Genomic DNA, 14,101 nt, shown 5'->3' on the forward strand with positions numbered 1-14,101 from the left:
CATTCCGAACCCGGAAGCTAAGCCTTTCAGCGCCGATGGTACTGCAGGGGGGACCCTGTGGGAGAGTAGGACGCCGCCGAACAATCTTTGGGGAAATGCCCCGCACCTGTTGGTGCGGGGCATTCCTGCGTTCAAGGACAGCACCCTTTCCAGGCGTCGGCGGTTCCCAGCACGCCCACGCTTCGGGTATGATTTCTCTCGTTGCCGCGCCCCAATAGCTCAGTCGGTAGAGCGTCTCCATGGTAAGGAGAAGGTCTACGGTTCGATTCCGTATTGGGGCTCCAGCACAAGAAGAAGGGCCCCGCCTGATGGCGGGGCCCTTCTTCGTTACGACCCGTCAGTTCGTCTGCGGCTCCGGTACGCGCATCGCCAGGATCGCCATGTCGTCCGACGCCGGCTCCGCCGCGAACCTCTCCACCGCGCGCAGCACGCGTGAGGCGACCGCGCCGGCCGTGAGGCCCGTACAGCCCGTCAGTACGTCGACGAGGCCGTCGTCGCCCAGCATCCTGGTGCCCTCGCGGCGTTCGGTGACTCCGTCGGTGACGCAGAGGAGCACGTCGCCCGGTTCGAGGGTGACCATCTGCTCGTACAACTCCAGGTCGTCCATGACCCCGAGCAGCGGCTGCGGGTCCGCGGCAGCCTCCACGCTGCCGTCCTGGCGCAGACGGAGCGGCAGCGGATGGCCCGCGCACACGACCTTGAGGACCGCACTGCCGTCCTCCTGGGGCCACAGCTCCCCGTACAGCAGGGTCAGGAAGCGGCTGCGGGCGCCCTCGTCGAGGATCGCCGCGTTCAGGCGCTCCAGGACCGCCGGGCCGCTGAATCCCTCGCGGGCGAGCAGCCGGAGCGCGTGCCGGGCGAGGCCGGTGACCGCCGCGGCCTCCGGACCCGTACCGCAGACGTCGCCGATGGCGAAGCCGTACGCGCCGTCACGGATCGGGAAGACGTCGTAGAAGTCGCCGCCCACCTCGTTGCCCTCGCCCGCCGCGCGGTAGATGACCTCCACCTCGACGTTGGGCACCTGGGGCAACTCAGGCGGCAGCAGGCTGCGTTGGAGGGACTGGCTGATGGCCATGCGCTCCGAGTAGAGGCGGGCGTTGTCGAGTGCGAGTGCCGCCCGGCGCGACAGGTCCTCGGCCAGTTCCAGGATTTCCTGGCGGAAGTGGTCGTCGGACGGTTTGCCGAGGGTGAGCATGCCGATCACACGGTTCCGTGCGACGAGTGGCAGTACGACGGTCTCTCCGCCAACCGCCGCCGCTGTCGCCAGTGTTGTGCCGATTCCGGAGGAGACAGGCGTGGAGGCCCCTCCCAGCTCCCTCATGGAGGTACGGAGCGCGGCTTGGTGCGCGGCGTCGGCCGGGCCGGTCCAGACACGGGCGCCCGGCGTCGGGACCGGGTCCGGTGGTTCGATCTTGGAGAGCAGGGCCTTGAGGCCGTCGATGCGCTCCTCGTCCTCGTGCAGCACGTAGGAGAGGTAAGGGTCCGACGTCTGGTCGGCGATGGTGTAGACGGCGCACCAGGTCGCGAGGGTGGGCACCGTCATCTGGGCCATCAGCGCGAGCGTCTGGTCGCGGTCGAGGGTGCCCGCCAGCAGGTCCGACGCCTCGACGAGGAAGGAGAGCGAGCCGCGCCGCAGACGTTCCAGTTCGCCGAGGCGGGCCGATTCGACGGCCAGCGCGATGCGGTCGGCGGCGAACTGGAGGCGCAGCGCCTCCTCGTTGGAGTACCGGCCGGCCGATTCGGCGGCCACGCCGAGCGAGCCCGTGAGGCGGCCCTCGACCTTGAGGGGGACGGTGACGACGGAGCGCATGCCGGTGCCGTTGAGGAGCGGTACGGCGCCGGGAACGATGGCCAGGTCCTCGTGGACGGCGGGCATCCGTGCGGAGCCGTACCGCCCCGTGCCGGCCTCCACCGGAACGCGGGCGAAGCGCTGCCGCGCCGAGGGCAGGCCGGTGGTGGCCCGTACCTCCAGCTCCGTCTCGTCGTCGGTGGCGAGCAGGAGGAAGGCCGAGTCGCCTTCGAGCATGTCGCGGGCGCGTTCGACGGTGCGCTGGAGGAGGCCGTCCAGGTCTTCCGGCGCCGGTGAGCCGATGAAGACCTCGAAGGGGTCCACGGTGCGGCTCTCGGCGCCCGCCTCGGTCGCGGGGGCGCGCTGCGGGGTCTGGAGGACGGCGCGTTCGTCGTCGCGTACGAGGAGGCAGACGGTGGACGGCTCGCCGTGGGTGTCGCGCACCCGCAGGTGGGAGGCGTAGACGGGGATGACCCGGCCGTCGTTGCCCCGGATGCCGTAACTGCCCTCCCAGCGGGAGAGAAGCAGCGCCTCCACGATGCCGGTTCCGATGCCCGGTGTGTGCGGCCAGGCGGCGAAGTCGGTGAGGGGTTTGCCGACGACCTGGTCGGCCGGGTAACCGAAGAGGTGTTCCGCGTCCTCGTTCCAGGTTGACACGACGCCGGTTCTGTCGATCTGGACGACGGCGACCCGCACCCGTTCGTCGGTGACCGGGAGCAGCGCGTTCGGGACGACGGGGCCCGCGGACCGGGCGCCCACGGGGCGGTCGGGCAGATCGAGCTGGAACCAGACCTGTTTGTGCGTCGGTGTGTAGTCGACGCCCCAGCGGGACGCGAGGGCCGAGCAGAGGAGCAGTCCCCGGCCGTTCTCGCGGTCGGGGCTGCCGAGCGACAGTCCCGTGCCCTGCATGGGGATCTCGCGTTCGGGGTAGCGGTCGGAGACCTCGACCCGGACGCCGTCCGCAGTACGGAGACAGAGCACGTCCGCCGAGGTGCCGGCGTGGATGACTGCATTGGTGACGAGTTCGCTGGTGAGAACGACGGCGTCGTCGACGACATCCGAGTACCCCCACCCCTGGAGCGTGTCCCGGACAAAGGCGCGGGCGGTCGCGACGGACCGCCCCACAGGGTCGAAGCTGGCAGCCGCCCGCGCGGTGATCACAGAACTCCTCGTACGCGTCTCGACGCCCGGCTCCGCCATGATTCGGCCCCGCCCTCCCGGTGCCCGGTGGTAGTACGTTCGCCGCACCGCCCCCGCCGGGCGGACGGGGACGGTTGGACAGCCGGATGCCAGGTTACTTACCTTCGCTGCGAGGGCGGATGCCGGTTGCCACTGTTTCCGCCTACCGGGGGTGGGGACGCTATGCGAAGCTGCCGAACTGTTATCGCCAGGTTCGGCCGTGGTGAAACACTGGGCAGGAATCAGAGACAGCCCGAACAACACTCTGAGCAGTACGGTCAACCCCCGCGGGAGGGACACGGTGGAGTCTGGCGTGGCGGCGCGTGGCAACAGGACGCGCGCGAAGGGCGGACGGTCCCGGAGCAACGGGGCCACCGAGGTCGATGCGGCGGCTCTGAACAGACTGCTGACGGCCCTGGTGGCGATGCGGGACGGTAACTTCCGTAAACGCCTGACCGTCTCCGGTGACGACGTGATGGCGGAGATCGCCGCCGTCTTCAACGAGGTCGCGGACCGCAACCTGCACCTCACGGGGGAGCTGGCCCGCGTACGGCGCATGGTCGGGCGGGAGGGAAAGCTCACCGAGCGGCTGGAGACGGGCGCCTGCGAGGGGTCCTGGGCCACCGCGATCGACGCGTCGAACGCGCTGGTGGACGATCTGGCGCGCCCCGTGTCCGAGGTCGGGCGGGTGCTGTCGGCGGTCGCCGAGGGCGACCTGGAGCAGCGGATGGAGCTGCGTTCGCACTTCACCGAGGGTGCGGCGGGGACGGAGCGCCCGCTGCGGGGCGAGTTCCTGAAGGTGGCGCGTACCGTCAACAGCCTGGTCGACCAGCTGTCCGCGTTCACCGACGAGGTGACGCGCGTGGCGCTGGAGGTCGGTACCGAGGGCAAGCTCGGCGGTCAGGCCAAAGTGCGCGGAATGTCGGGTTCGTGGAAGGATCTCACGGATTCCGTCAACACGATGGCGTACCGGCTCACCGCTCAGGTACGTGACATTGCTCTCGTTACGACGGCCGTCGCCAAGGGTGATCTGTCCCGCAAGGTCACCGTGCACGTGGCCGGCGAGATGCTTCAGCTGAAGAACACCGTGAACACCATGGTGGACCAGCTGTCGTCGTTCTCCTCCGAGGTCACGCGCGTGGCCCGGGAGGTGGGCACCGAGGGCGAACTGGGCGGCCAGGCCACCGTCCCCGGCGTGGCCGGTGTGTGGAAGGACCTCACCGACTCGGTGAACACCATGGCCGGCAACCTGACGAGTCAGGTGCGCGGCATCGCCGAGGTCACTACGGCCGTCGCGAACGGCGACCTCTCACAGAAGGTCACGGTCAGCGCGCGCGGCGAGGTCGCGCAGCTCGCCGAGACGATCAACCAGATGACCGAGACGCTGCGTACGTTCGCCGACGAGGTCACGCGTGTGGCCAGCGAGGTCGGCGGCTCCGGCGTACTGGGCGGCCAGGCGCAGGTGCCGGGCGCGGCGGGTACGTGGAAGGACCTGACGGACTCCGTCAACACCGTCTTCCGGAATCTGACCACGCAGGTGCGCGACATCGCACAGGTGACGACGGCCGTGGCGAACGGTGACCTTTCCCAGAAGGTCACCGTCGACGTGGCCGGCGAGATGCTGGAGCTGAAGAACACCGTCAACACGATGGTGCGTCAGCTCAATTCGTTCGGCTCCGAGGTGACACGGGTCGCCCGTGAGGTCGGCGTGGAGGGCCAGCTCGGCGGTCAGGCCGAGGTGCCCGGCGCGGCGGGTACGTGGAAGGACCTCACCGACTCGGTCAACACCGCGTTCCGTAACCTCACCGGTCAGGTGCGGGACATCGCACAGGTGACCACGGCGGTGGCGAACGGCGATCTTTCCCAGAAGGTCACCGTCGACGTCGCGGGCGAGATGCTGGAGCTGAAGAACACCGTCAACACCATGGTGGCGCAGCTGTCCTCGTTCGCAGACCAGGTGACGCGGATGGCGCGTGACGTGGGTACGGAGGGCCGGCTGGGTGGCCAGGCGCGGGTGGACGGCGTCTCCGGTACCTGGAAGGAACTGACCGACTCCGTCAACTTCATGGCCGGCAACCTGACCGACCAGGTGCGGCAGATCGCCCAGGTGACCACGGCCGTGGCGCGTGGCGACCTGTCGCAGAAGATCGACGTGGACGCCCGGGGCGAGATCCTGGAGCTGAAGAACACGATCAACACGATGGTGGACCAGCTCTCGGCCTTCGCCGAGCAGGTCACGCGCGTGGCCCGTGAGGTGGGCACCGACGGCAGGCTGGGCGGTCAGGCGCAGGTGCCGGGCGTCGCGGGTGTCTGGCGCGATCTGACCGACTCCGTGAACGGCATGGCGGGGAACCTGACCTCCCAGGTCCGCAACATCGCGCAGGTCGCCACGGCGGTCGCGCGCGGTGACCTGTCGCAGAAGATCGACGTGGACGCCCGGGGCGAGATCCTGGAGCTGAAGAACACCCTCAACACGATGGTGGACCAGCTGTCGAACTTCGCCGAGCAGGTCACCCGGGTCGCCCGTGAGGTCGGTACGGAGGGCATGCTCGGCGGCCAGGCCGAGGTCCAGGGGGTCTCGGGCACCTGGAAGGACCTCACCCAGTCCGTCAACTTCATGGCGAACAACCTGACTTCGCAGGTCCGCAACATCGCCGAGGTCACGACGGCGGTAGCCAAGGGCGACCTCTCCAAGAAGATCACGGTCGACGCCAAGGGCGAGATCCTCGACCTCGTCACCACCGTCAACACGATGGTGGACCAGCTGTCGAACTTCGCGGACGAGGTGACCCGGGTGGCCCGCGAGGTGGGCACCGAGGGCATCCTCGGCGGCCAGGCGCGGGTGCGCGGCGTCACCGGCATCTGGAAGGACCTGAGCGACAACGTCAACACGATGGCCAACAACCTGACCAGTCAGGTGCGGAACATCTCCAGGGTCTCCTCGGCGGTGGCCAACGGCGACCTCACGAAGAAAGTCACGGTCGAGGCGCGCGGCGAGGTCGCCGAGCTGGCCGACACCGTCAACATCATGGTGACGACGCTGTCGTCGTTCGCCGACGAGGTGACGCGAGTCGCCCGGGAGGTGGGCACCGAGGGCGAGCTGGGCGGCCAGGCACGCGTCCCGGGCGTCTCCGGGACGTGGAAGGACCTCACCGAGTCGGTGAACTCGATGGCGTCCAATCTGACGGGCCAGGTGCGCCAGATCGCCACGGTCACCACAGCCATCGCGAAGGGCGACCTCACCAAGAAGATCGACATCGATGCCCGGGGCGAGATCCAGGAGCTGAAGAACACCATCAACACGATGGTCGATCAGCTCTCGTCGTTCGCCGAGCAGGTCACCCGGGTGGCCCGTGAGGTGGGCACGGACGGGCAGTTGGGCGGCCAGGCCCGGGTCAGGGACGTCGACGGCACCTGGCGCGACCTCACCGAGTCCGTGAACGAGATGGCCGGCAACCTGACCCGTCAGGTGCGGGCGATCGCCGCCGTCGCCACCGCGGTGACCCGCGGCGATCTGAACCTGAAGATCGACGTCGACGCGGCGGGCGAGATCCAGGTCCTCCAGGACAACATCAACACCATGATCGCCAACCTGCGCGACACCACCCTCGCCAACGAGGAGCAGGACTGGCTCAAGGGCAACCTGGCCCGTATCTCCGGACTGATGCAGGGCCGCCGCGATCTCGACGACGTGGCCTCGCTGATCATGAGCGAGCTGACCCCGGTGGTCTCGGCACAGCACGGCGCGTTCTTCCTCGCCATGCCGACGGGCACCGGCGCAGGCACCGCCTCCGAACTGGGGACGGGCGGGCGCGAGGGCTCGTACGAGCTCTGTATGCGCGGCAGTTACGGGTACTCGGCGGGATCGATGCCGACCGCCTTCCGGCCCGGTGAGACCCTCATCGGCACGGCAGCCGAGGAGAAGCGCACGATCCAGGTCAACGTCCCGCCGGGGTATCTCAAGATCTCCTCGGGACTCGGCGAGGCGTCACCCGCGTACGTGATCGTGCTGCCGGTGCTGTTCGAGGGCAAGGTCCTCGGAGTGATCGAGCTGGCGTCGTTCCAGCCCTTCACCCAGATCCAGCGCGACTTCCTCAACCAGATCGCGGAAATGATCGCGACGAGCGTCAACACGATCAGCGTCAACACCAAGACCGAGGTGCTGCTCAAGCAGTCGCAGGAGTTGACGGAGCAGCTGCGGGAGCGGTCGGCGGAGCTGGAGAACCGGCAGAAGGCGCTCCAGTCCTCCAACGCGGAGCTGGAGGAGAAGGCGGAGCTGCTGGCCCGTCAGAACCGCGACATCGAGGTGAAGAACACCGAGATCGAAGAGGCGCGGCAGGTGCTGGAGGAGCGGGCCGAACAGCTCGCCGTGTCGATGCGCTACAAGTCCGAGTTCCTGGCGAACATGTCGCACGAGCTGCGTACGCCGCTGAACTCGCTGCTCATCCTGGCGAAGCTGCTCGCGGACAACGCGGAGATGAACCTGTCCCCGAAGCAGGTGGAGTTCGCCGAGACGATCCACGGCGCGGGCTCGGACCTGCTCCAGCTGATCAACGACATCCTCGACCTGTCGAAGGTCGAGGCGGGCAAGATGGACGTCAGCCCGACACGGATCGCGCTGGTGCAGCTCGTCGACTACGTCGAGGCGACGTTCCGGCCGCTGACTGCGGAGAAGGGGCTCGACTTCTCCGTACGGGTCTCCCCGGAGCTGCCGGCGACGCTGCACACCGACGAGCAGCGGCTGCTCCAGGTCCTGCGCAACCTGCTGTCCAACGCGGTGAAGTTCACCGACACGGGCGCCGTGGAGCTGGTGATCCGGCCCGCGGGGGCCGATGTGCCCAACGCCATCAGGGAACAGCTGTTGGAGGCCGGTTCGCTGCGTGACGCGGACGCCGATCTGATCGCCTTCTCGGTCACCGACACCGGTATCGGGATCGCGGCGAGCAAGATGCGGGTGATCTTCGAGGCGTTCAAGCAGGCGGACGGGACGACGAGCCGTAAGTACGGAGGCACGGGTCTGGGCCTGTCCATCAGCCGGGAGATCGCCCGGCTGCTCGGCGGTGAGATCCACGCGGCGAGTGAGCCGGGGCGCGGCTCGACGTTCACGCTGTATCTGCCGCTGCACGCCAGCGAACTGCCCCCGCAGGGCTACCCGCAGCTGACTCCGGGCATCGAGCCGCAGCGCGGTGGCGGTGACTTCGGGGGCTTGTCGCCGGAGCAGGCGCGGCAGGACAGGCCCGCGGCACCCTCCGAGGCCCGTACGGGGCCCGCAGCGCTGTTCCGCCGCCGTCGTAAGGCTCTCGGCGGTCCGGAGCAGTTGAACTCGCCGCCGGGGCGGCCCGGCGGCTCGGACGGCCCGTCCGCCGGCACACCGGACGGCGGGAGCGGTTCGGCGGGCGCGGCCAACGGCGCGCGGCCTACGGCCGGTTCGGGTGCCCAGGAGGCGTGGGGAGCCGAGGGGCAGGACGCTCCGGAGGAGCGGCGTACGTTCTCGTTCGGCGGTGAGAAGGTGCTGATCGTCGACGACGACATCCGTAATGTCTTCGCGCTGACCAGCGTCCTCGAACAGTACGGTCTGTCGGTGCTGTACGCCGAGAACGGCCGTGAGGGCATCGAGGTGTTGGAGCAGCACGACGACGTGACGCTGGTCCTGATGGACATCATGATGCCCGAGATGGACGGGTACGCGACGACGACGGCGATCCGCAGGATGCCGCAGTTCGCCGGGTTGCCGATCATCGCCCTCACCGCGAAGGCGATGAAGGGGGACCGGGAGAAGGCGATCGATTCCGGTGCGTCTGACTATGTGACAAAGCCGGTCGATCCTGATCATCTTCTGTCGGTGATGGAGCAGTGGATGGAGCAGAAGTGACACGAAGGCGGCGCCGCGAGCTACTTCGGAAGTGAGCGGCGGTTGTGCGAACCTGTGTGGGAAGGTGAGTTCCTGTGGTTCATCACGTGTGGACCACAGGTATTCGGGGAACCTTTCGGGCTCCTGTGACGTTTTTGCTACGTGCACAGTGACATCGCGGTGACAGGGTGTGGCGACAGGCGGGGTGCGGCTACCATGACCGGCACAAGGACGGACGGCGTAAGGGAGTCGTCCTCTGGGGCGGCGCCCGGTGCACAGCCGGGGCGAGGAGGGCGGGCCATGGTGCAGAAGGCCAAGATCCTCCTGGTCGATGACCGGCCGGAGAATCTGCTGGCGCTGGAGGCCATCCTCTCCGCGCTCGATCAGACGCTGGTGCGGGCATCGTCAGGGGAGGAAGCGCTCAAGGCGCTGCTGACGGACGACTTCGCGGTCATTCTGCTCGACGTCCAGATGCCGGGGATGGACGGTTTCGAGACCGCCGCGCACATCAAGAGGCGCGAGCGGACGCGGGACATCCCGATCATCTTCCTCACGGCCATCAACCACGGCCCGCACCACACCTTCCGGGGCTACGCGGCCGGTGCGGTGGACTACATCTCCAAGCCGTTCGACCCGTGGGTGCTGCGTGCGAAGGTCTCGGTCTTCGTCGAGCTGTACATGAAGAACTGCCAGTTGAAGGAGCAGGCGGAGCTGCTGCGACTCCAGCTGGCCGGGGCGGGCGAGGTGAAGGAGCCGACCGGTCTGCTGGCCGAGCTGTCCGCCCGGCTGGCCGCGGTCGAGGAGCAGGCCGAAGCGCTCTCCAAGCAGCTGGACGACGATTCCGCGGACGCGGCGGCCGTCGCCACGGCCGCGCATCTGGAGCGCAAACTGACCGGACTGCGCCGGGCGCTGGACGCCCTGGAGCCGGGCAGCGGCGGCGGCTCCCCGCTCCCCACACCGAACTGACCGGGTTCGTCGCGGCCGTCAACGGCCGGTGGGCGGCCCGGTTTCCGGCGCCCCCGCGATACGGCACCGGGCCGGTGCCGCGCTCTCCCCACCGCCCCGCGGGACCGGCTGATGGGGCGTCAGTTTCCGGCCCACGACGCACGACACGAACGGGTGAAGCAGTGGGCACACGTGTCCGCCGCCGTTCACACCGGTAACCTCACCCCCATGGCCTCACGTACGTCCGGCAAAGGTTCCCAGGGCACGGCGGGCACCGGGAAACCGCGTGCCGGCCGTGCGGGCGGTGCCGCGAAGAAAGCGGCCCCCGCCGCCAAGGCCGCGGCGAAGAAGACGGCTCCCGCGAGGAAGCCACCTCCCAAGAAGGCGCCGGCGAAGAGGTCCGCCGCCAAACCGCCGGCCAAACCGGCACCGTCCCCGACGAACGGCGTCTACCGCCTCGTACGGGCCCTGTGGCTCGGACTCGCCCACGGAGTCGGGGCGATGTTCCGCGGCATAGGACGGGGCGCGAAGGGGCTCGACCCCGCGCACCGCAAGGACGGCATCGCCCTCCTGCTGCTCGCCCTCGGCCTGATTGTCGCGGCCGGTACGTGGTCGAGCCTGCGCGGTCCCGTCGGTGATCTCGTCAAGATGCTGATCACCGGCGCCTTCGGCCGGCTCGATCTGCTCGTCCCGATACTGCTGGGCGTCGTCGCCGTCCGCCTCATCCTCTATCCGCAGCGGCCGGAGGCCAACGGACGCATCGTCATCGGTCTCTCCGCGCTGGTCGTCGGCGTCCTCGGGCTCGTGCACATCGCCTGCGGCTCCCCGGGCCGGGACGAGGGGACCGAGGCGATGCAGGACGCGGGCGGACTCATCGGCTGGTCCGCGTCGACCCCGCTGATCTTCGCCATGGGCGAGGTCCTCGCCGTACCGATGCTGGTCCTGCTCACCGTCTTCGGACTGCTCGTCGTCACCGCGACACCCGTCAACGCCATCCCGGAGCGGCTGCGGCAGCTCGGTGTCCGCCTCGGCATCCTCAGCCCGGCTCCGTCCGACCTCGTCGACGGGGAACGGGGCGGGGAGTACGACAACGACGACGAGCGCTACGACGAGCAGTGGCGCGAGGCCCTGCCCGCGCGAGGGCGCCGTTCGACGGCGCGGCGGAGCGAGGCGCCCGCCGACTACGACCCCGACCACGCGGAGAGCGAGGCGCTGGCCCGCCGCCGGCGGCCCCGCAGGCAGCCGGTCCAGCCCGCCCACGACAGGCCGCTGGACGCCGTCGACGTCGCCGCCGCGGCCGCCGCCGCCCTGGACGGCGCCGTGCTCAACGGGATGCCGCCCTCGCCGATCGTGGCCGACCTCTCCCAGGGCGTCTCCGGCGACCGCACCCGCGACGCCGTCAAGGCGCGGCCGGGGGAGCGTACCCGCGGGGCGTCCGGCGGCCGGCCGGGCGGCGCGGGAGCGGACACGGACCCCGATTCGGGCTCGCGCTCCGGCTCGCGGGAGCACTCCGTACCCACGGCGCGCGACGGCGCCGCCGCGCTCGCGCCCTCCGGCGCCGTGGCCGACCTGACCAAGCCGCCGCCCACACAGGACCGGCCCCTGCCGCCCCGCGCCGAGCAGCTCCAGCTCGCCGGCGACATCACCTACTCCCTGCCCTCACTGGACCTGCTGGAGCGCGGCGGCCCCGGCAAGACGCGCAGCGCCGCCAACGACGCGGTCGTCGACTCGCTGACCAACGTCTTCATGGAGTTCAAGGTCGACGCGACCGTCACCGGCTTCACCCGGGGACCGACCGTGACCCGCTACGAGGTGCAGCTCGGCCCCGCCGTGAAGGTCGAGCGCATCACCGCGCTCACCAAGAACATCGCCTACGCCGTCGCCAGCCCCGACGTCCGGATCATCAGCCCCATCCCCGGCAAGTCCGCCGTCGGCATCGAGATCCCGAACTCCGACCGGGAGATGGTCAACCTCGGCGACGTCCTGCGGCTCGCCGACGCCGCCGAGGACGACCACCCGATGCTGGTCGCGCTCGGCAAGAACGTCGAGGGCGGCTACGAGATGGCCAACCTCGCCAAGATGCCGCACCTGCTGGTCGCCGGCGCCACCGGCTCCGGCAAGTCCTCCTGCATCAACTGTCTGATCACCTCGGTGATGGTCAGGGCGACCCCGGAGGACGTCCGTATGGTCCTGGTCGACCCCAAGCGGGTCGAACTCACCGCGTACGAGGGCATCCCCCACCTGATCACGCCCATCATCACCAACCCCAAGCGGGCCGCCGAGGCGCTCCAGTGGGTCGTACGCGAGATGGACCTGCGCTACGACGACCTCGCGGCGTACGGCTACCGGCACATCGACGACTTCAACCAGGCGGTGCGCAAGGGCAAGGTCAAGGCCCCCGAGGGCAGCGAGCGCGAGCTGACGCCCTATCCGTATCTCCTGGTGATCGTCGACGAGCTGGCCGACCTGATGATGGTCGCGCCGCGCGACGTCGAGGACGCGATCGTCCGCATCACCCAGTTGGCCCGCGCCGCCGGAATCCACCTGGTGCTCGCCACCCAGCGCCCCTCGGTCGACGTCGTCACCGGTCTGATCAAGGCGAACGTGCCCTCCCGGCTCGCCTTCGCGACGTCCTCGCTCGCCGACAGCCGGGTCATCCTCGACCAGCCCGGCGCCGAGAAGCTGATCGGCAAGGGCGACGGCCTGTTCCTGCCGATGGGGGCCAGCAAGCCGACCCGTATGCAGGGCGCCTTCGTCACGGAGGAAGAAGTCGCGGCGGTCGTCCAGCACTGCAAGGATCAGATGGCCCCCGTCTTCCGGGAGGACGTCGTCGTCGGCACGGCCAAGAAGAAGGACATCGACGAGGACATCGGCGACGACCTCGATCTGCTCTGCCAGGCCGCCGAGTTGGTCGTCTCCACGCAGTTCGGGTCGACATCGATGCTTCAGCGGAAGTTGCGCGTGGGCTTCGCCAAAGCGGGCAGACTCATGGACCTGATGGAATCGCGGAACATCGTCGGTCCCAGTGAGGGTTCCAAGGCGCGTGATGTGCTGGTCAAGGCAGACGAGCTGGACGGAGTGCTCGCGGTGATCCGCGGCGAGCCCGCTCCCGAAGGAGCTGACGGGAATTGACGGTACCCGAGGCGATCCGAGAGATATCCGAAGCAACCCTTTTCCCGGGTCGGACGTCAACGTGGAGAGGGAGACACCCCGGTGTCCCGTCGACACGCCGTCCGGCCATTCAGATGGCGTACAAAGTGCATCCGCCCGGTTGCCCCACCCTTTCGTACCACCCCTAGACTGAACATCCAGCAGGTGGCTACACGCTCGAAAGGCACCCCCGTGTCCATCGGCAACTCCCCCGAAGACGACCAGCCTTCCGCCGTCGACCCCGCTGAGGACGAGCGGCCCGCGACCGACGAGCACAAGCCGTCGGTCGGTCACGTCCTCAAGACAGCACGCACCGCCGCAGGTCTCACCGTCGAACAGGTCAGTGCCTCCACCCGGGTGCGCGTTCCCATCGTGCAGGCCATCGAGGACGACGACTTCTCGCGCTGCGGCGGCGACGTGTACGCGCGCGGGCACATCCGCACGATCGCGCGCTCCGTCGGGACCGACCCCGAACCTCTTGTCACGCAGTACGACGCCGAGCACGGCGGGCGCCCGTCGCCGACACCCGCCGCCCCGCTGTTCGAGGCCGAGCGCATCCGCCCCGAGCGGCGCCGCCCCAACTGGACGGCCGCCATGGTCGCCGCGATCGTCGCGGTGATCGGCTTCGTCGGCTTCACCATGTTCGACGGCACCGACGACGAGGGCCAGGGCAAGCGCATCGCCGAAGGTCCGGCGCCCGAGAAGACGACCTCCGAGCCGAGCACCAAGAAGCCCGCCGACCCGAAGCCCGACCCCTCGGACAGCGCCATCGCCGCGGCCCCGGCCGACAAGGTGACGGTCAAGCTGTCCGCCGTCGAGGACAAGAGCTGGATCTCCGCCAAGTCACCCAACGGTGAACTCATCTTCGACGGACTGCTCCTCAAGGGCGAGTCCAAGACCTTCCAGGACGACGAGCAGATCGACTTCATCCTCGGCAACGCCGGAGTGATCGACATCTTCGTCAACGGCAAGCAGGTCGACGAGGACTTCAAGCCGGGCCAGGTCGAGCGCCCGTCGTACACGAAGGGCGACCCCGAGGCGGGCTGACGCCGCGGCCGGCGCCGAAAGGCGCCGGCGGGCACGGTTCGAGCCCGGGGCGGTGCGCGGTCGCTCACCGGCGAGGTGCGTGGGGAGGCCTCCCGGACGCGCTCCACCGCCCCCGGGGCCGTCCGGCCAACCCTGCGCGG

5 protein-coding genes, 1 tRNA gene and 1 rRNA gene are annotated in these 14,101 nt (G+C 69.3%); 6 read left to right on the top strand and 1 reads right to left on the bottom strand.

Features of this window, described 5'->3' with window-relative positions; all coding sequences use genetic code 11:
- Together rrf and ACZ61E_RS20480 are read left to right on the top strand one after the other, a co-directional pair.
- Positions 1–82, top strand: a 5S ribosomal RNA gene (gene rrf / locus ACZ61E_RS20475); the annotation flags it as partial.
- 126 nt (positions 83–208) lie between these two features.
- Positions 209–284, top strand: a tRNA-Thr gene (locus ACZ61E_RS20480).
- A gap of 53 nt (positions 285–337) precedes the next feature.
- Here the strand turns inward: ACZ61E_RS20480 and ACZ61E_RS20485 are convergent.
- Positions 338–2,989 (bottom strand): SpoIIE family protein phosphatase, encoded by a 2,652-nt coding sequence (locus tag ACZ61E_RS20485; protein WP_469701263.1) that lies wholly within the window; start codon positions 2,987–2,989, stop codon positions 338–340.
- Positions 2,990–3,269: 280 nt separating this feature from the next.
- Between ACZ61E_RS20485 and ACZ61E_RS20490 the strand changes: the two genes are divergently transcribed.
- The 4 genes from ACZ61E_RS20490 to ACZ61E_RS20505 all read left to right on the top strand — a co-directional run bounded on the left by ACZ61E_RS20490 (position 3,270) and on the right by ACZ61E_RS20505 (position 13,961).
- Positions 3,270–8,840, top strand: a complete 5,571-nt coding sequence (locus tag ACZ61E_RS20490; RefSeq protein ID WP_469701264.1) for a HAMP domain-containing protein — start codon at positions 3,270–3,272, stop codon at positions 8,838–8,840.
- 279 nt (positions 8,841–9,119) lie between these two features.
- A complete protein-coding gene (locus tag ACZ61E_RS20495; RefSeq protein WP_078074754.1) occupies positions 9,120–9,785 on the top strand; it encodes a response regulator in 666 nt (221 codons plus the stop codon).
- Positions 9,786–9,992: 207 nt separating this feature from the next.
- Complete coding sequence (locus ACZ61E_RS20500) at positions 9,993–12,896, top strand: DNA translocase FtsK (RefSeq protein WP_469701265.1); 2,904 nt, start codon at positions 9,993–9,995, stop codon at positions 12,894–12,896.
- Positions 12,897–13,106: 210 nt separating this feature from the next.
- A complete protein-coding gene (locus tag ACZ61E_RS20505; RefSeq protein ID WP_469701326.1) occupies positions 13,107–13,961 on the top strand; it encodes a helix-turn-helix domain-containing protein in 855 nt (284 codons plus the stop codon).
- Positions 13,962–14,101: the final 140 nt, after the last annotated feature.

The sequence above is a fragment of the Streptomyces sp. NPDC104581 genome (assembly GCF_055583685.1).

Excerpts from the sequence above, each read along its gene's own strand:
- ACZ61E_RS20485 (WP_469701263.1), bottom strand. The coding sequence starts at position 2,989 with ATGGCGGAGCCGGGCGTCGAGACGCGTACGAGGAGTTCTGTGATCACC.
- ACZ61E_RS20495 (WP_078074754.1), top strand. The coding sequence starts at position 9,120 with ATGGTGCAGAAGGCCAAGATCCTCCTGGTCGATGACCGGCCGGAGAAT.
- ACZ61E_RS20500 (WP_469701265.1), top strand. The coding sequence starts at position 9,993 with ATGGCCTCACGTACGTCCGGCAAAGGTTCCCAGGGCACGGCGGGCACC.